The organism is Thalassotalea atypica (genome assembly GCF_030295975.1).
GTDB lineage: Bacteria > Pseudomonadota > Gammaproteobacteria > Enterobacterales > Alteromonadaceae > Thalassotalea_F > Thalassotalea_F atypica.
The window spans coordinates 800,626-818,844 of record NZ_AP027364.1 but is presented as its reverse complement, the minus strand read 5'-3'; the positions used below and the strand labels follow the sequence as shown (position 1 = coordinate 818,844).

The window sequence follows — 18,219 nt, the reverse complement described above, 5'->3', positions numbered from 1 at the left end:
CTTTGTTAATTCCTATTATAACTAGGAACGCTAATTTAAATATTGAATTGAGGCTAAGTTTATTAGGTCAATTCAAGGAGAATACACGCAACATAGACTCCTATGAGGGTATATTCGACGCATAATTACTTTAGTAACTACGCGTTAATCATTATTTATAGACCAGACTTTAAGCTCGCTTCAATAAAGCGATCTAAATCGCCATCAAGCACCGCTTGAGTATTTCTGTTTTCTACGCCCGTTCTTAAATCTTTAATGCGGCTGTCATCTAATACGTATGAGCGTATTTGACTGCCCCAGCCAATATCAGATTTACCATCTTCTAAGACTTGTTTGTCTTCATTTTGTTTTTGAATTTCCATTTCGTACAATTTTGCTTTTAAAAGCTTCATCGCTGTAGCACGGTTTTTATGCTGTGAACGATCTGCCTGACAAGCCACTACGGCTCCAGTAGGCTCGTGGGTGATACGAATGGCAGAATCTGTTTTGTTTACATGTTGTCCGCCAGCACCAGAGGCTCGAAAAGTATCTATGCGCAGATCTGCTGGGTTAATATCAATCTCTATATTGTCGTCAATTTCAGGGTAAATAAACGCTGACGCAAACGAGGTATGACGACGACCACTGGAGTCAAATGGTGACTTTCTTACCAATCGATGGACCCCGGTTTCTGTGCGAAGCCAACCATAGGCATATTCACCTGAATATTTAATGGTACAACCTTTAATGCCGGCAACATCACCATCAGAAACTTCAATCACTTCTGTTTTAAAACCATGCGATTCGCCCCAGCGTAAGTACATACGCATGAGCATTTCAGCCCAGTCTTGAGCTTCTGTTCCGCCGGAGCCAGATTGGATGTCTAAATAACAGTCATTAGCATCTTGTTCGCCGGAGAACATACGACGAAATTCTAATTTTTCCAACGCTGTGACTAGTTCCTCTACCTCTGCGCTAGCATCGTTAAAGGTTTCTTCATCTTGTTCTTCAATTGCCAATTCCACTAAACCATCAATGTCTTCACAACCGGAATCAAGTGTGTCAATGGTTTCAACCACAGCTTCTAACGCCGCACGTTCTTTCCCTAAAGCTTGAGCGCGTTCTGGCTCATTCCAAATTTCAGGTAGTTCTAATTCGCGCGAAACTTCAACTAAACGCTCTGATTTTAGATCGTAGTCAAAGGTACCCCCGAAGTAGGTCAGTACGATCGCGAATTTCTTTTAATTTATTTAAAACAGGGTTAACTTCAAACATTTTTTACACACACATAAGGTTTAGACGAAATTAGCTTTCTCTAGCACTAGCTAGGGCAATTATTCAAGCCCACGCCGCAAACCGAAAATAAGTCGCGCATTGTAACTTAAATAGCCGTCTAAATAAACGGTAGGGACACTAATTAGCACAACAAATTAGTTATGCTAAAACAATGATGTTTCGAGTAATTTTATGTTGTTTTTTATCATCAATATTCAACATCAGCATGGCGCAATATGTTCAACCATAAACTGCACCGTTTGCTTTCCTCTAAACTCATTAATATCAAGTTTATATGCAAGAGACACCTGTTTGGTTTCGCTACTTGGCCACACAGAAAGGTCAACATTAAAGGCGATAGCATCAAACACCATGTCGTTTTTTTCTACCACTAATTTTAGATGTTTTTCGCCAACAATACGCTGCTGTACTATGTTAAAGTGATCATCAAACACTGGCTCAGGAAATTGTTGCCCCCAAGGCCCTGCATCTTGAAGTTGCTGAGCAAACGATAATGTCAAATGTTCAGTACCTAAAACCCCGTCTGAAAATACCTTTCCTTGAAAGTCTTCCTCCGATAACCATTCGCCAGCAACTTGATTAAATAAAGATGAAAATTGCTCGAAATGTTCCGCTTGAATAGTTAGCCCTGCGGCCATTGCATGACCGCCGAATTTTAAAATCACGCCAGGGTTTTGGCTGTCAATATGTTCAAGTAAATCTCTTATGTGTAATCCGATAATAGAACGAGCTGAGCCTTTAAGCTCATTGGGAGTTGTATCTGATGCTGCGAAAACGATACTCGGTCGGTTGAATTTTTCCTTTAATCGACCAGCCACAATTCCGATCACGCCTTGATGCCAATCCGGTTGAAACAATGAAATCGCATTAGGAAGTTCACTGCTAGCAAATGATTTAGCGTGAGTAAGTGATAACTGCGACAAAACACGCTCTGCTTCTTGCTGTATGCCCTGCTCAATTTCTCGGCGAGATTGATTTAAGCCATCAAGTTCAACGGCCATGGCTCTCGCGGTCGATAAGTCAGATGCTAATAAGCAATTTATCCCGAATGACATATCATCAAGACGGCCTGCTGCATTAATACGCGGACCGAGTGAAAAACCAAAATCACTGGCGATCAACTTCGCTTGGGTTTTGTTGGCCACTTCTAAGAGCGCTTGAATGCCTGGCCTAGTCACACCTGCTCGAATACGCTTAATGCCTTGCTCGACTAAGATCCGATTATTGTAATCCAAAGGCACCACATCAGCAACGGTTCCTAGTGCGACCAAATCCAGTAACTGAGCAAGATTTGGCTCAGCCATCTGTCGCTCTTCATACCAACCTAGCTCTCGTAAATGTTTTCTAAACGCCATCATAAAGTAAAACGCAACGCCAACACCTGCTAACGCTTTACTAGGAAAATTACATACATGCTGATTAGGGTTAATAATGGCATCTGCGGGTGGCAGTTGTTCACCTTGTAAATGGTGGTCGGTGACGATAACTTGTAGGCCAAGCGCTTTTGCTGTGGTTACGCCAGCGATACAGCTAATGCCATTATCAACGGTAATGATCAGCTCGGCGCCGCGGGCATGTGCAATATCGACGATTTCTGGCGTTAGCCCGTAGCCGTATTCAAAACGATTAGGCACGATGAAATGGTGGTTGGTAGAGCCCAACAAGGTTAACGCTTCCATCATAAGTGCAGTGCTTGTCGCACCATCAGCATCAAAATCACCGACGACGAAGATTTTTTTCTGTTGAGCAAATGCGTCAAACAATATCTCACAACCTTCTTTAAGCCCACTAAGAAGCTCTAATGGCAAAAGTTTTGGCAAATTGAGCGATAACTCATCTTCATTTTTTATCCCACGTCGAGCATAAATTTGTTTAATGATGGGATGTAGCGTATTGGGTAAGTTGTTATCATCAACTAGAGGTCGGCGAATGATCTCTTTTTGCATGTTGTCGTCATTTCCTAGAAATAAAAAAGCCACATTAGTTCATGTGGCTTAACTTCTTCACATTAGCTATATATTACATGCTATCAAGCAATTGAATAAGATCTTTCGGCGGAATATAGCCCGGACGCAAACTACCATCTGCTAGTACAAGTGCTGGCGTGGCATTAACACCAATTTGACGGCCAAAGTTAAATTCTTCAGCAACTGGCTTATCACAAATACGTTGTGGTACACCGCTACCGCTTTTTGCTTTAGTCAATGCTTGTTCAGGGTTTTCGTTACACCATATTGAGCGTAAATCTTGAAAACCTTGCGTGAAGACTCCAGAGCGATCCGTAATACCTGCACGAGGATAAGCGAGGTAACGAATAGTAATACCTAAATCGTTATACTCATCCATTTGTTCATGCATTTTTCGGCAATACCCACAAGTAATGTCGGTAAAAACTGTGATGACATGTTTCTCGTTTTTAGCCTTATAAGTGATAGTGTCGTTGTCAAACTTTTCCAGTCCGATCAAACGCATTTTAGACATCGTTGCTTCAGTAACATTAGTTACGGTTTGTTCAGACAAGCCAAACATGGTGCCTTGAATTAAATATTTACCGTCGTAAGTTGTATAAAACAAACCTTGGTCTGTAATGATTTCGGCAATGCCTGCAACCGGTGAAGGCAAGGCTTCAATCACTGTCAAACCGATTGTTTCGTTTATCGACTTTTTCAACGCTTCAACGTTAAAACCTTCGATAGGCTTAGCAATAGTACTTGGCACATTGGGGCTCGTTGCCGCCATTGAAATCGAAGAAAATATCACTGTAGTAGTCAACGTCAATATTTTTAACGCATGTTTTAACAGTGCTGTGTGTGCTCGAAATAACATCAAATAATATCCTTAAGGGAACGCAGTCAACTAAGACCGTTTAATGGCTGCTAAAATTACAGATATTCGTGATAGAAATCAATCGAAGTAACAATTTCAGCGAGATTATTAAAGTAAATTGTACGCATATGTAGCGAAGAATATGCTGGTTCTGATAAACTCGCGCCACTTTGTATTCCCATTTAGGTTTAATTGATGAAGATCGGATTATTCTACGGCTCAACAACTTGCTACACCGAAATAGCCGCTGAAAAAATTCAAGCAACACTTGGCGCTGATATTGTTGATTTGCATAACATCAAAGACGTCAACTTATCGCTTAGCCTAGAATACGACTTTCTTATTTATGGGATCTCGACTTGGGATTATGGTGAACTTCAAGAAGACTGGGAATCACACTGGCAGGATATAGCGTCATTAGATTTATCAGGAAAAATAATTGCGTTATACGGTATGGGCGATCAGGTAGGTTATACCGATTGGTTTCAAGATGCACTTGGTATGCTACACGATGAAATATTACCATTAGGCGCAGACATTATTGGCTATTGGCCAAACGACGAATACGAGTTCGCAAAGTCAAAAGCGTTAGCCGAAGGCAATGAATTTTTTGTTGGCTTAGCACTTGATGAAGATAACCAATACGCGCTATCCGAGCAGCGAATAGAAGCTTGGTGCGACCAGATACTGTCTGAAATCAACGAGTTGCTCGACGTCTGAATTCGTTGATGAGCACTAAGATACGGATAAATAGTGCCGTTTTCTATATTGATTTGGTGATAGACCAAAGTACTGCTTAAAAGCACGACTAAAATGACTGGTGTTTTTAAACCCCACTTCAAAACACACTTGGGTAATTTGTTTGCCCAGCGCGATCAACTCTGCGGAGCGTTTTAGCCGCTGTTGATTTTGATAGACCAAAGGTGAACAGCCTAGTTTTTTCTTGAACAACTCAAAAAATTTAGTACGGCTCATACAAGCTACTTTACAGAGCCTGTCTATATCGTATTCATTCGATAAATTAGCCATCAAATAATGCAGTGCGGCGGTAAAACCATCTTGGTCTGGCCTTAACAAAGTACTTTCTAGGACTGCACGGTACTTTTGGTGTCGCAGTAGGCGTACCAACAATTCATTCACCGCTAGGTCAATCATGAAGCTTCTATCAGGGTGATTCTCAGTGAAAATATCGACCATGCGGGTGAGTAAGGCCTGTGTCTCGGTATTATGATGTGTATGAATTAAAGGGTGATTAGCACTCCCTGTCCCTATTTTCCCTTCAACAGGCGCCAACACATTCATTTGTTGGCTAATTTTTTCTACACGTTCATTTGAAATTTCAATGGCTAAACACGTTGTTGGCTGTTCTATTTTGGCTTCCGGAAAGTCAATTTCGACCATTTTATTTGGCGCAATGACAAAAGATTCATGAGGCAAAAATTCTTGATGATAATTTTCATCATCGGCATGCATGATCTTCTTACCTGACACCATGCCACAAAAGAGCAGCTGATCTGAGGCTAGCTGAACTTTATCTGCACTTTCAAAGGTATCATAAATACTCAGTTCCGCCGCTTGTGCAGCAAAACTTATCTTATTTTCGACCAGTACATGAGGGTTGAGTCTTTGTTCCTTCACTTTCCCTGAAATCATAATGTTCAACTATACTCCAATAACACTTTTGCTGTACTAACAGTCAACAAAACAGGACTGCTAGCATAGTATGATTTTTGCTCAGCCGCTACGGTAAAGTTCTTGTTTATAAATAATTAAAACGCAAAGGAAGACTCATGATTTATTCTGCCCCCAATACATCAGGTGCTTTATTCAATTTCAAAGACAGGTACCAAAATTATATCGATGGTCAATGGGTTGAACCAGTTAACGGCCAATATTTTGACAATGTCAGCCCCGTCAACGGCGAAGTATTTTGTAAAATTCCACGTTCAGATGAAAAGGACATTGAACTGGCGTTAGATGCCGCACACAAAGCAAAACAATCTTGGGGTGAAACATCAGTAACTGAACGTTCAAATATATTATTGAAAATTGCTGATACCATGGAGCAGAACATTGAACTATTGGCCTTATCTGAAACTTGGGATAACGGTAAAGCAATAAGAGAAACCTTAGCCGCTGATATTCCACTGGCGATTGATCATTTTCGTTATTTTGCCGGCTGTATTCGAGCACAAGAAGGTTCATTAGCAGAAATTGACCAAAACACCATGTCATATCATATTCATGAGCCTTTAGGTGTCGTTGGCCAAATCATCCCGTGGAACTTTCCAATCCTAATGGCAGCATGGAAGCTTGGCCCAGCGTTGGCTGCGGGAAATTGCATCGTGTTAAAGCCAGCAGAACAAACACCCGCATCCATTTTGGTGTTGTTAGAGCTCATTGGTGATTTAATCCCTGCCGGCGTGCTAAATGTAGTCAATGGATATGGACAAGAAGCAGGCCAAGCATTAGCAACCAGTACTCGAATAGCCAAAATTGCCTTTACTGGCTCAACACCTGTTGGATCACATATTCTTAAATGTGCGGCGGAAAATATTATTCCTTCCACCGTTGAGCTCGGTGGTAAATCGCCAAATATCTTTTTCTCTGACGTGATGGACTTTGAGGATAATTACTTGAGCAAGTGTATTGAAGGAGCTGTACTTGCCTACTTTAATCAAGGCGAGGTATGTACTTGCCCATCACGACTGTTTGTACAAGAAGACATTTACGATGCCTTCATCGCTAAAGTTATCGAGCGCACCAAAGCGATTATTCAAGGTAATCCACTTGATACTGACACTATGGTCGGTGCGCAAGCATCAAAAGAGCAGTTTGATAAAATTCTAGGCTATTTTGATATTGGTCGAGATGAAGGCGCCGAAGTGCTCATGGGTGCAGAGGTCAAACAGGTCGACAATGAAATTTCGGGTGGTTTTTATGTTAAGCCTACGCTACTAAAAGGCACTAACGACATGCGCATCTTCCAAGAAGAAATTTTCGGTCCGGTTATCTCTGTCACTACATTTAAGGACGAAGCTCATGCACTTGAGCTAGCTAACTCCACGGAATTTGGTTTAGGTGCAGGGCTTTGGACGCGTGATACCAATAGAGCTTATCGCATGGGACGAAAAATTGAAGCGGGTCGAGTATGGACTAATTGCTATCACATGTATCCGGCGCATGCCGCCTTCGGTGGTTACAAAAAGTCAGGCATAGGTCGCGAAACACATAAAATGGCATTAGAGCACTACCAACAAACGAAAAACCTACTGGTAAGCTACGATACAAATCCTCTGGGTTTTTTCTAAAAGCTATTTTTTGATCGTTAAAAAGCGCCGATATCATCCAACTAATATCGGCTTTTATAAAAAAATCACAAAACAGCACTATACTTGCACAAATATCGTACAGGAAAGTAACGACTTCCCTAAGACATACGGGTATAATCGCCCCCGTTTTTAATTCACTCGGTAACATACATGTTTGAGCAGTTTGACCTCGACCAAGACCTGATTGGCGGCATATCAAAAGCTGGCTTTAAAAAGCCTACCTCTATTCAACAACTGGTTTTGCCAGAAGCAATGGAAGGTAAAGATGTTTTAGCGTCGGCACCTACTGGCACCGGAAAAACAGCAGCATTTATATTGCCTGTTGCTCAACACTTATTAGATTACCCACGCACCAAACCTGGGTTTCCTCGTGTATTAGTGCTATCACCTACTCGAGAGCTCGCTTTACAAACCAGTGAACAATGCGAGCTATTAACTTCGCACACCAACATTAAAACTGGTGTTATTACTGGTGGCGTTAACTTTGGTAGCCATAAAGATATTTTAACAACCACTACTGATATCGTAATCGCGACTCCAGGCCGCTTACTAGATTATATCGAGAATGAACAGTTTGACGCCCGTGATATTGAAATTCTCGTACTCGATGAAGCAGATCGCATGCTGGATATGGGTTTTGTTGAAACCATCAATCGCATTATTGCCGAAGCAAGATGGCGTAAACAAACCATGCTTTTCTCAGCAACACTCGAAGGCTCTGGGGTAATTAAGTTTGCTAAAGATATTTTAAAAGAGCCTGTTTATTTAGAAGCAAACCCATCACGAAAAGAAAAAGCTAAAATCCATCAATGGATTCACTTAGCAGACAGTAGCGAGCATAAAACACAGTTACTCGTTAACATCTTAAAGCAAGAAGAAGTTGAAAAAGCCGTAGTTTTTGCAAACAAGCGTGAAACGGTGCAGTACTTATCGGGTAAACTTTACGCAGAAGAAGTACCTTGTGCTTGGTTGGAAGGCAAGATGCCACAAGATAAACGGAACAATGCCGTAGATCGTCTCAAAACCGCCAAGGTTAATGTCATGGTGGCGACTGATGTTGCGGCTCGTGGTTTAGACATTGATGATATTACCCATGTCATTAACTTTGATATGCCACGTAAAGCGGATATCTATTTGCACCGAATAGGTCGTACTGGGCGTGCAGGCAATAAAGGAACAGCCATTTCACTGGTTGAAGCACATGACATGGCCGTGATCAGCAAAATCGAACGCTATATGGGCGACCGCCTTCAACGTCGCGTTATTGAAGAATTGCGGCCTAAAAATAAAGAAGCGAAAGTGCCAGTGAAAAAGGCGAAAATAAAACGCACCACTGCTCAGAAAAAAGCAAAAGCGAAGAAGATCGCAGGTAAAAAAGCTAAGAAGAAAAAATAGCCCGAACTATTGATACTCTAAAAAAGTAATCTTCAGAATAGGTTATCAATAATAATGGCCCTCAAATCAATTTGAGGGCCATTATTATTTTGACGCAATGATTATTAATACATACTCTTTGCTACAGTTTCAACTTGTTGGCTAAGGCTAAGCCGAAAAGAAGCTTGAGCTTAAACTGAACCTGCATTTCCATACCAATCGCTATAACATTTGGAACAAAATTCAATGGTTATGCTTTGATATCAGCATGTTTGCTCTTTGTGCAAAATCGTTTGCTCTTAGCAAGGTTTTTACCTGTGTAAGACTATAGTGACTTAGCATGCTGCTAATATGAAAAAACTCTAGATGATTATTGTTACTCTGATTTAATATATTCATTTGTTCAACTTTAGTTTGTTGTTCAAATACGGCTAGTTCAGCAATTCTGCACGCCAAATAACAAATAACAATATCTATTTTGTCGATATCATTAAGCGATTTAACACTTCTGTCGTTGGTTAAGGGGGCAAGACTATACTCTATGTCTTTTACCATTGTTTCAGGTAACTCCCATGCCCTAGCCGCGTGACTGCCAATAATCGATGAATTTGTTTTAAATTTTAGCTGTGTTTCCTTAATACGTTCATAAAAAGAAATTCCTTTCTTATACAAATAAGAGGACTCAGGATTTGAAGACAATAAGATCAAGTCCCCCAAATAAAACAACAAACAGAGCGTTGATAGTTCAGATGCATTATCTCGACCAATCACTTTGCCTAACTCTAGTGAAATACTGCTAGCTAGAGCACTCGCTTTCCAAACATTGTTAAATGACTGCTCTTGCTCTGTATTATTTGATTCAAAGCTGGCTTTTAATGCAAGTTCAGTTGCAATTGCCCTTACCTCTGATATCCCCAAATACATAATTGCATGATTCAGGTCTTTTATCGGCTGCTGAACACCAAACCTAGGCGAATTTACAATAAACAAAATTCTTCCGGCAATCTTTGCATCAGCTTTTACTATCGTGACGAGTTCTTGTTGCGATACATACCCATTGGCTAGGCTTAAAAGCATCGGATGAGGTTTTTTATAATGAGACACCATAGTAAGCGTTGCTTGCTGTTGAGTCTCACAAATATCATTTATCGACAATAAGTTCAGCTCTTTTAAAGCGACTGGTTCTTCATAAAATTCTTCACAAGATTTTAGCGTACTGTTTATCGGTGCTTTGATAGAAATATCATTTTGACGTGACACTCGACTAGCTGTTAACGATTGTTGTTTAGGTGTCTTATGTCTAGTCGTAGTTTGTGTAGTACGTTTGTTTATAGATCTTCTAATAATAATTAAAATTAAAGTTAATAAGGAAATTATTATTAGTATTGTTAATCCCTGAACCATTAGTCCCTTTGTCCATTTTAATTAAATTTTCATTTGAAATATGACATTATTAAATTGATGAGTATAGGTTTTTTATTGGCTCACTAGGAAATATTAGTTTCATTCGGAAAAACGGAGGAGGTAAAGCATTTACGATCAGTTGTGAAGAAACATTTATGTTTCTAGAGTTTGATGACATTTATTTGGGGTTATTATTAACCTAACTTAAGTCTAAGCCTTCACATAGGTAGCTCTAGTTGTAACTTGCTCTCTTCAACTTTAGTTATCGACGAACCAAAACCAATCGTCAAACCAACGAGTCTAATAGGCTTACCTTCTCCTCTGGCTACTGCGGTACGTAAAAGTTCGATATACTCTTCGAAAATTGGCGAATGACTTTGGTGTTCAACCGTAGTTTGAGTAAAGTCAGCAAACTTTATTTTTACACCTTGCTTAGTCATATTTTTGTTTTTATGCGGTTCGTAACGACGCTGCAATTTATCGTACAGCATCGCTGCAACGTCTTCACATTCGTCAAAAGCTGTTAAGTCTGTCGCGAAGGTACGCTCTACTGCAACTGACTTCCTCTCTCTAGAGCTGACAACTTCTCTGTCATCTTCACCAAAGCTATATTCATGTATTCTTTGAGCAAATTTTCCCACTATAGGTACGAGTGACTCAGCGGATGTTTTGCGAACATCAGCACAGGTACGAAAGCCATGAACGGCTAGTTTTTCATTAGTTTTTGGGCCGATACCCGGAATTTTCTTAAGCGGCAGTTGTTCAACAAAATCAGCCACCTTAGCAGGAGAAATAACACATTGGCCATTCGGCTTGTTTTCATCGGATGCAATTTTTGCGAGAAATTTATTCGGTGCAACGCCAGCAGAAGCAGTCAGTTGCAACTCGTCATAAATTGCAGCTCTTATTTCTTGCGCTATTAAGGTCGCACTGCCTTGGTGTTGTGTACAATCACTTACGTCTAAGAAAGCCTCATCAAGTGATAAAGGCTCAATTTTGGCAGTATAACGTAGAAATATTTCACGGATTTGATGGGATATTGATTTATATACATCCATACGCCCTGACACAATTAATAGATCAGGGCAAAGCTGTTTCGCTTTTATCGCTGGCATAGCAGAACGAACGCCATACTTTCGAGCCAAATAATTGCAGGTGCATAAGACACTGCGAGGACCGTCTCCCCCTACTGCTAGAGGCACATTTTTATATTCTGGATTGTCCCTCATCTCTACTGCAGCATAGAAACAATCCATATCTATATGAATAATCTTTCTCATGGCAAACCGGCAAACACTGTAAATAATAACAGTATACCGATTTAGCGTGGAATTTAAAGAGATCTGCGCAAAAGTAAATTCCTGTTAACCATGTCCTAGAAACAGTTTAAGTAATCATTAGCGTTTACTAACTTACTTTTGGCAGAAATTGAGCCTTTAATTCATCCAAAATTGTAATATCATCAATTGTTGATGGCACTTGATAAGATTCGCCATCTAACATTTGCCTAATCACTTTACGCAATATTTTTCCTGAGCGTGTTTTCGGCAGGCGATCAACAACCATGACTTGCTTGAGTGAGGCAATAGCGCCTATTTTTTTGCGCACCATTAGCGTTAAATCATTTTGCACTTGCTCATGCGCCAATTTCACGCCATTTTTAAGTACCACCAATGCAAAAGGCATTTGTCCTTTTATTTTATCAGCTGCGCCTACCACAGCGCATTCAGCAATATGAGGGTGATCAGCAATGACTTCTTCCATTTCACCCGTTGATAAACGATGCCCTGCAACGTTAATTACATCGTCGGTTCGCCCCATGATATAAAGGTAACCATCGTCGTCAATGTATCCTCCATCCCCCGTTAGATAATAGCCAGGGTATGTGTTCAAATACCCGGCTTTAAAGCGATCAGGGTTTTGCCAAATGGTATGTAAACACCCCGGTGGCAAAGGCAATTTAATGGCAATGCTTCCCTCTTCTTGCCTGCCAAGATCATGGCCTTTTTCATCAAGTACTTTGATATCGTAGCCCGGTGTTGGAACACCCGCAGCGCCCGCTTTGGTTTCAAGTGTTTCAATACCAACAGGAATGCCCGCTATCGCCCATCCAGTTTCTGTTTGCCACCAATGGTCGATAACTGGAACACCGCTATGTTCTTTTAGCCAGTGATAGGTAGCTGGATCCAACCTTTCTCCTGCCAAATATAGTCGCTGCAAATGAGTTAAGTCATACTGGGCCAAAAACTCCGCATTAGGATCTTCTTTGCAAATGGCTCTAAAGGCAGTTGGAGCACTAAAAAGTGCTTTGACTTTATGCTCCGCACACACGCGCCAAAATGCGCCTGCATCCGGCGTTCTTACCGGTTTACCCTCATACAATATCGTTGTACAACCAGCTATGAGAGGTGCATAAACGATATAAGAATGCCCAACAACCCAGCCGACATCAGAAGCAGCCCAAAAAACATCGCCTGCATCCATTCCATAGATAACCTCCATGCTGTACTTCATTGCGACTGCATGACCGCCATTATCACGAACAACACCTTTTGGCTTTCCAGTGGTACCAGAGGTGTATAAAATGTATAAAGGGTCATTGGCATCAACAATGATAGGCTCCATTTCCACTGCATCATGCATTAAACGGTGCCAATCATAATCTCGGCCATTGGTCATTTCTGCCAAACATTGCTCGCGTTGAAATATGATGCAACTCTCGACAGGGTGTGTCGCTTCTTCTATCGCGTCATCTAGTAATCTCTTATAAGGGATGATTGTCTCGCATTCAATACCACAACTTGCACTGACTATTGCTTTAGGCGTGGCGTCATCAATTCTAATAGCGAGCTCATGGGCGGCAAAACCACCAAAAACAACCGAGTGTATTGCGCCTACTCGTGCGCAAGCTAACATCGCAATTGCCGCTTGCGGGATCATTGGCATATAAATCAATACGCGGTCGCCTTTGACGACACCTTTTTGTGCCAGCACATCAGCAAATTTTGCCACTTGGCTATGGAGTTCTTTATAAGTAAACTTTTGACTACTATCGCTGACCGGAGAGTCATAGATTAAAGCCAATTGCTCACCGCGACCATTCGCAATATGATAATCAAGCGCTAAATAACTGGTGTTTAATTTGCCATCAGAGAACCATTGGTATTGTTGGTCACTATCTTGAGAAAGTATCGTTTTCGGATTTTTATACCAATCAACTTTCGCCGCTTGCTGTCGCCAAAACTCTTCCTTATTTTGAATTGAACTTTTATAAGTGTCTTGATAGTTCATTGTACTTTCTCACTATTGGGCTATGACATCAGTATAAAAACTACACTCACTGTTAGGTATTAGACCTTAGCCTAATATGCAGTGAAAACTTTCAATCCGAGATACAAAAAAGGCCTCATCAGAGACCTTTTATCAAAACAATGCATAAGGTGATTAGCCCAAGATTTTTTTACGCCCTGCTAATCCGATAAAGCCAAGCAGTGCTAAGAATAGCGAAGAAGGCTCAGGTATTGCATTAGGGTCACTTGGTGGCGCTGCTTGTAATGCCGCAGCAAATATTTGCTGACTTTGTTGCTGAGTTTGGCCTTGTACAGCAAGTTGGCTTGTTAGTGTATTACTCGCATCAACAAAACCACCGTTATATCCAAATGCTTGTATCCATCCATATAGAAAAAACTGATCTCCCGCTGATACATCAAATGAGACTGTTACTGTTCCCTCAATTGGCTCTTCTAGTGAACCTGATACTCGCGGTTCATTATTAGTATTATAACCAGCTGTCGCTATTTGATTTCCCCAGTCGGTTGGAAAAATTTGCTCAACATCAAATAGCATATCCGTCGCTACGCCAATTTCCATCCCTAATAAGTAATCATTTATTTCAGGTGTATCACCTAATGCCCAAGCACCTCCTGAAGCGAAAAAATCGAAATTGGCAGTAAACTCTAATGTTTCATCTTCACCCGTCCATAAATACTCAGTGGCGGCGAAAGCGTTAACTGAATTTCTTTCAAACTCGTCTGATTCAGATTTAACTTTTATTTCTGGCAAACCAAGATTTTCATCATCAAGGGTTACTTGCGCATAATATTTACCGTCCTTAGTACCGACAGTGGTCATGTCTTCTGGGCCTGCGCTAGCAATAATTTCTAATGTACCCACTTGCTCAGCGGTAAACTCTCCCCCACCTGATATCGCTTCTCCATTTTCACCTGTTGGCCAAGCGTCATCATATCGCCAATTTGCATCCTTCGGTGTACCATCGCTATTAAAATGTCTTTCTTGATTTCCACCATTAAAGTGACACATTAAATCGGCATCAGCTTGTTCAATGCCATAGTACCACTCAACTATAGGTTTCCAATTTTTTACCCAATTAGCATCGGCGACTCCGGGGCAAGATCGTTGATAGGTTTGAACTGAAGTGTGTTGCGTCACCAATCCAGCATTTGCACTGAGAGCGGTTATGGTAGTTAAGGTAAAGAGTGCAGTTTTTATTTTATTTATCATTGACCTAGTTCCTATAGTCTGATTATTTTTATAGCTCGAGTTATAGAGCAAAAAACAGACCATCAAAATTAATCATTGAATAATCAGTAACTTAAAGCAAACACCAACGTACACAATAAATATAAGTGTTCATTTTTCAGACACTTATCAACCAGGCTAATAAAAATTATTCTAGATGGGTTCAAAAAAGGCCACGATTGTGGCCTTTCACTAGATGTTTTTAATATCTATTTGATTCTTTTCTTGTTCGGCTTTGCGTTCACGTTCTTGTCTTTTTTCACATGGATTATCGCAATTACATGCTTTATCTATGCCAATAGAGCCCAAACCACCGCAGCTGCCTGCCAAAGTTTTTTGCTGAAATATATAGCCAACGGCCATACCCGCTGCCACGATCAAGAACAAAGCAAGGGTAATCAAAAACATAGTCATACTATAAGCCTATTTAACGAGCAACAACTAATGAACTGATTGTAAGATCACTTCAAATATTGCATGAATTTTACCGTATTAATCTCTTCAAATCCATGCTCTGTTTTAACAATCAACATAGCAGCTAATTCATGCTCTTCGGCAAATTTAAGGCCTACCTCTGGCCCCATCACCATAATTGCAGTAGATAAACCATCTGCAGTCATCGATGACGGATGAATAATTGTTACTGACACTAAACGATGTTCTATCGGCAGTCCTGTTTTTGGATCAATAATATGAGAATAACGCTTACCATTAACTTCGATATAATTTCTATAATCACCAGAAGTCGCTACGGCATTATCTTTGGGTACAATAAATTGCTGTGCACTTCGCTCATTTGAAATTGGTTTTTCAACAGCAATAGTCCATAGCGTTCCATTTGCTTTAAACCCCTTTAACCGTAATTCCCCACCGATCTCTACTAAATAACCGTCGATACCGTTAGCTTCGACAATATCTGCAACTACGTCAACACCATACCCTTTAGCTATCGTCGACAAGTCTACATAAATATCGTGCTGAGACTTGCTAATATTATCACCTGAAACTTCAATTTTATTCAGGCCTATACGCGCTCTTGCTTGTTGCTGCTCATTATCTGTTGGCACTTTATTAGGCCTAAAATCAGGTCCGAAACCCCATAAATTAACCAATGGCCCAACGGTAACATCGAGCATTCCGTTGGTGATTTTTCCTAAACGCACCGCTTCATTAATTACTTTACTTAAGCCCTTAGACATTACTATAGGTTCAACACCATCACTTTTATTAAACAGTGAAAGTTCAGAGTCTGCAATATAGGTCGACATTTCTTGATTCACTTGTACTAAAGCTTCATCAATTGCTTTGTGTAATGTAACCGTATCAACATCACTTCCTACAACTACTTTAATGTTATAAGTGGTGCCCATTGTACGTCCTTGTAAAAGTACTTCCTTTTTACCATTAGGGTCTACAGCAGGAAAACATGCGCTTAAAACAAGCATAAAAATAAGGACAATTAATAGCTTAAATTTCATCACTTCAACCAAAATTAAATGTTTTTATCAATACAAAAAGAGCGACCTAAGTCGCTCTTTAATTAAGTCAGAAAGTATAATTATCCGCCGAAGTCATCGAGTAATATATTTTCGTCTTCTACGCCTAAACTCTTAAGCATGTTGATAACAGCAGCGTTCATCATTGGGGGACCACACATGTAGTACTCGCAATCTTCTGGCGCTTCATGATCTTTCAAGTAGTTTTCATAAAGCACATTGTGAATGAAACCTGTCATGCCATCCCAATTATCTTCGGGTTGAGGATCTGATAAAGCAACATGCCAATCGAAATTGTCATTTTCAGCTGCTAAGCCGTTGTAGTCGTCTTCATAAAACATTTCACGTAAAGAACGTGCACCGTACCAGAAACTCATCTTACGCTTAGATTTAAGACGCTTTAGTTGGTCAAAAATGTGAGAACGCATTGGTGCCATACCCGCACCACCACCGATAAAGACCATTTCATTATCAGTTTCTTTAGCGAAGAACTCACCAAATGGACCAGAAATAGTTACTTTGTCACCTGGCTTCAAACTGAAGATATAAGATGACATTTTACCAGCTGGTAAATGTAACTTTCCAGGAGGCGGCGTAGCAATACGCACGTTCAGCATGATAATGCCTTCTTCTTCTGGGTAGTTAGCCATTGAATAGGCACGTAATGTATCTGTGTCTACTTTTGACTCTACGTCGAAGAAACCAAAATGATTCCAGTCACCACGGTACTGTTCATCAATATCAAAATCACTGTACTTAACATGGTGCGCTGGCGCTTCAATTTGAATATAACCACCAGCACGGAAAGGTACAGATTCACCATTTGGAATTTGAAGCTTCAATTCTTTAATGAATGTTGCTTTGTTATCATTTGAGATAACTTCACATTCCCATTGTTGAACACCGAAGATTTCATCTTCAAGTTCAATATCCATGTCTTGCTTAACAGCAACTTGACACGCTAAACGACAGCCTTCTTTCGCTTCACGTTTAGTAATGTGACCCAATTCAGTTGGTAGAATATCACCACCACCTGAATGAACCTCAACACGACATTGACCACATGTACCACCGCCACCACAGGCTGACGGTACGAAAATACCTTGGTCTGCTAGTGCGCCTAAAAGCTTGCCACCTGCAGCTGTAGTAACCGATTTTTCAGGGTCACCGTTTATTGCGATTTTTACATCACCTGTTGATACTAACTTAGATTTGGCAAATAAAATTACCAAAACAAGTGCAACAACAATTGCTGTAAACATCGATACGCCGAGAATAATTTCCATCGACTTTTCCTTAGCACTTATCTTGAGAAGACAGCGATTACGCCGCCTTCTACGTTAATCTTATTATAACGAAATACCACCGAAAGAAAGAAAGCCAAATGCCATCAATCCTGCAGTAATAAACGTGATACCCAAACCTTTAAGGCCATCTGGAACGTCAGAATATTTCATCTTTTCGCGAATACCAGCTAACAATACGATAGCTAATGCCCAACCGATACCAGAGCCAATACCATAAACTACTGATTCACCTAACGTGTAGTTACGTGCAACCATGAATGATACTGCACCAAATATTGCACAGTTCACTGTAATTAATGGTAAGAAGATACCTAATGCTTGATAAAGCGCTGGGAAGTATTTATCCAACACCATTTCAAGAATCTGTACTAACGCTGCAATTACACCGATAAAAGTGATGAATGATAAGAAACTCAAATCAATCGTATTTGCTGGGTCAGTAACGCCCATCAAGCTGTCTAATGCACCAGGTGCCAATACCGCTTGATAGATAATTTGGTTAGCTGGAACCGCAATACCTAGTACAACAATAACTGCTACACCAAGGCCAATAGCCGTGCTAACTTTTTTAGATACCGCAAGGAATGTACACATACCTAAGAAGAACGATAACGCGATGTTCTCAATAAATATGGTTTTAATTAATAAGCTTAAATAATGTTCCAT

15 protein-coding genes are annotated in these 18,219 nt (G+C 40.5%); 3 read left to right on the top strand and 12 right to left on the bottom strand.

The window, feature by feature from the left end; genetic code table 11:
* Nucleotides 1-155 precede the first annotated feature (155 nt).
* The 3 genes from prfB to dsbC all read right to left on the bottom strand — a co-directional run bounded on the left by prfB (nucleotide 156) and on the right by dsbC (nucleotide 4,101).
* Nucleotides 156-1,254 (bottom strand): peptide chain release factor 2 gene (gene prfB, locus QUE03_RS03810; RefSeq protein ID WP_286265272.1). Its coding sequence is split into 2 segments (ribosomal slippage): nucleotides 156-1,178 and nucleotides 1,180-1,254, totalling 1,098 coding nucleotides; the frame shifts between segments, so codons are not numbered across the junction.
* Between the two features lie 221 nt (nucleotides 1,255-1,475).
* The gene (gene recJ, locus QUE03_RS03805) at nucleotides 1,476-3,221 is read right to left on the bottom strand and encodes a single-stranded-DNA-specific exonuclease RecJ (RefSeq protein ID WP_286267746.1); all 1,746 of its coding nucleotides are present in this window, start codon (nucleotides 3,219-3,221) and stop codon (nucleotides 1,476-1,478) included.
* 73 nt (nucleotides 3,222-3,294) lie between these two features.
* Nucleotides 3,295-4,101 carry a bifunctional protein-disulfide isomerase/oxidoreductase DsbC gene (gene dsbC, locus QUE03_RS03800; protein ID WP_286265270.1) on the bottom strand — a complete coding sequence of 269 codons (807 nt, stop codon included), beginning with the start codon at nucleotides 4,099-4,101 and terminating at the stop codon, nucleotides 3,295-3,297.
* A 195-nt stretch (nucleotides 4,102-4,296) separates the two neighbouring features.
* On the opposite strand from dsbC, the gene fldB reads away from it, so the two are divergent.
* On the top strand, nucleotides 4,297-4,821 hold the full coding sequence (gene fldB, locus QUE03_RS03795) for a flavodoxin FldB (protein ID WP_286265269.1): 525 nt from the start codon (nucleotides 4,297-4,299) through the stop codon (nucleotides 4,819-4,821).
* A gap of 15 nt (nucleotides 4,822-4,836) precedes the next feature.
* On the opposite strand, the gene QUE03_RS03790 is transcribed toward fldB, so the two are convergent.
* Nucleotides 4,837-5,754 carry an AraC family transcriptional regulator gene (locus QUE03_RS03790; RefSeq protein ID WP_286267743.1) on the bottom strand — a complete coding sequence of 306 codons (918 nt, stop codon included), beginning with the start codon at nucleotides 5,752-5,754 and terminating at the stop codon, nucleotides 4,837-4,839.
* A 137-nt stretch (nucleotides 5,755-5,891) separates the two neighbouring features.
* On the opposite strand from QUE03_RS03790, the gene exaC reads away from it, so the two are divergent.
* Both exaC and srmB read left to right on the top strand, forming a co-directional pair.
* Nucleotides 5,892-7,412, top strand: coding sequence for an acetaldehyde dehydrogenase ExaC (exaC, locus tag QUE03_RS03785; protein ID WP_286265265.1), 1,521 nt, complete (start codon nucleotides 5,892-5,894; stop codon nucleotides 7,410-7,412).
* Between the two features lie 171 nt (nucleotides 7,413-7,583).
* Nucleotides 7,584-8,828, top strand: a complete 1,245-nt coding sequence (gene srmB, locus QUE03_RS03780; RefSeq protein WP_286265264.1) for an ATP-dependent RNA helicase SrmB — start codon at nucleotides 7,584-7,586, stop codon at nucleotides 8,826-8,828.
* A gap of 222 nt (nucleotides 8,829-9,050) precedes the next feature.
* On the opposite strand, the gene QUE03_RS03775 is transcribed toward srmB, so the two are convergent.
* From QUE03_RS03775 to nqrE, 8 genes are all read right to left on the bottom strand, one after another.
* A complete protein-coding gene (locus QUE03_RS03775) occupies nucleotides 9,051-10,067 on the bottom strand; it encodes an HDOD domain-containing protein (protein ID WP_286265262.1) in 1,017 nt (338 codons plus the stop codon).
* A gap of 362 nt (nucleotides 10,068-10,429) precedes the next feature.
* On the bottom strand, nucleotides 10,430-11,491 hold the full coding sequence (gene dinB / locus QUE03_RS03770) for a DNA polymerase IV (protein ID WP_286265260.1): 1,062 nt from the start codon (nucleotides 11,489-11,491) through the stop codon (nucleotides 10,430-10,432).
* A 127-nt stretch (nucleotides 11,492-11,618) separates the two neighbouring features.
* Entirely contained in the window at nucleotides 11,619-13,502 is a 1,884-nt protein-coding gene (locus QUE03_RS03765; RefSeq protein WP_286265258.1) for an acetate--CoA ligase, read from the bottom strand.
* A gap of 153 nt (nucleotides 13,503-13,655) precedes the next feature.
* On the bottom strand, nucleotides 13,656-14,732 hold the full coding sequence (locus QUE03_RS03760; protein ID WP_286265256.1) for a PEP-CTERM sorting domain-containing protein: 1,077 nt from the start codon (nucleotides 14,730-14,732) through the stop codon (nucleotides 13,656-13,658).
* A 210-nt stretch (nucleotides 14,733-14,942) separates the two neighbouring features.
* Nucleotides 14,943-15,164 (bottom strand): (Na+)-NQR maturation NqrM, encoded by a 222-nt coding sequence (gene nqrM, locus QUE03_RS03755; RefSeq protein WP_286265254.1) that lies wholly within the window; start codon nucleotides 15,162-15,164, stop codon nucleotides 14,943-14,945.
* A 47-nt stretch (nucleotides 15,165-15,211) separates the two neighbouring features.
* Entirely contained in the window at nucleotides 15,212-16,228 is a 1,017-nt protein-coding gene (locus tag QUE03_RS03750; protein WP_286265252.1) for an FAD:protein FMN transferase, read from the bottom strand.
* Between the two features lie 80 nt (nucleotides 16,229-16,308).
* Nucleotides 16,309-17,532, bottom strand: a complete 1,224-nt coding sequence (nqrF, locus tag QUE03_RS03745; RefSeq protein WP_286265249.1) for an NADH:ubiquinone reductase (Na(+)-transporting) subunit F — start codon at nucleotides 17,530-17,532, stop codon at nucleotides 16,309-16,311.
* A 63-nt stretch (nucleotides 17,533-17,595) separates the two neighbouring features.
* A complete protein-coding gene (gene nqrE, locus QUE03_RS03740; protein ID WP_286265247.1) occupies nucleotides 17,596-18,219 on the bottom strand; it encodes an NADH:ubiquinone reductase (Na(+)-transporting) subunit E in 624 nt (207 codons plus the stop codon).

What these genes read in the sequence shown, in the direction of transcription:
- fldB (WP_286265269.1), top strand. Translation starts at nt 4,297, where the DNA reads ATGAAGATCGGATTATTCTACGGCTCAACAACTTGCTACACCGAAATA.
- QUE03_RS03765 (WP_286265258.1), bottom strand. Translation starts at nt 13,502, where the DNA reads ATGAACTATCAAGACACTTATAAAAGTTCAATTCAAAATAAGGAAGAG.
- nqrE (WP_286265247.1), bottom strand. Translation starts at nt 18,219, where the DNA reads ATGGAACATTATTTAAGCTTATTAATTAAAACCATATTTATTGAGAAC.
- exaC (WP_286265265.1), top strand. Translation starts at nt 5,892, where the DNA reads ATGATTTATTCTGCCCCCAATACATCAGGTGCTTTATTCAATTTCAAA.
- dsbC (WP_286265270.1), bottom strand. Translation starts at nt 4,101, where the DNA reads ATGTTATTTCGAGCACACACAGCACTGTTAAAACATGCGTTAAAAATA.
- QUE03_RS03750 (WP_286265252.1), bottom strand. Translation starts at nt 16,228, where the DNA reads ATGAAATTTAAGCTATTAATTGTCCTTATTTTTATGCTTGTTTTAAGC.
- recJ (WP_286267746.1), bottom strand. Translation starts at nt 3,221, where the DNA reads ATGCAAAAAGAGATCATTCGCCGACCTCTAGTTGATGATAACAACTTA.
- QUE03_RS03760 (WP_286265256.1), bottom strand. Translation starts at nt 14,732, where the DNA reads ATGATAAATAAAATAAAAACTGCACTCTTTACCTTAACTACCATAACC.
- srmB (WP_286265264.1), top strand. Translation starts at nt 7,584, where the DNA reads ATGTTTGAGCAGTTTGACCTCGACCAAGACCTGATTGGCGGCATATCA.
- dinB (WP_286265260.1), bottom strand. Translation starts at nt 11,491, where the DNA reads ATGAGAAAGATTATTCATATAGATATGGATTGTTTCTATGCTGCAGTA.
- nqrF (WP_286265249.1), bottom strand. Translation starts at nt 17,532, where the DNA reads ATGGAAATTATTCTCGGCGTATCGATGTTTACAGCAATTGTTGTTGCA.
- QUE03_RS03790 (WP_286267743.1), bottom strand. Translation starts at nt 5,754, where the DNA reads ATGATTTCAGGGAAAGTGAAGGAACAAAGACTCAACCCTCATGTACTG.
- nqrM (WP_286265254.1), bottom strand. Translation starts at nt 15,164, where the DNA reads ATGACTATGTTTTTGATTACCCTTGCTTTGTTCTTGATCGTGGCAGCG.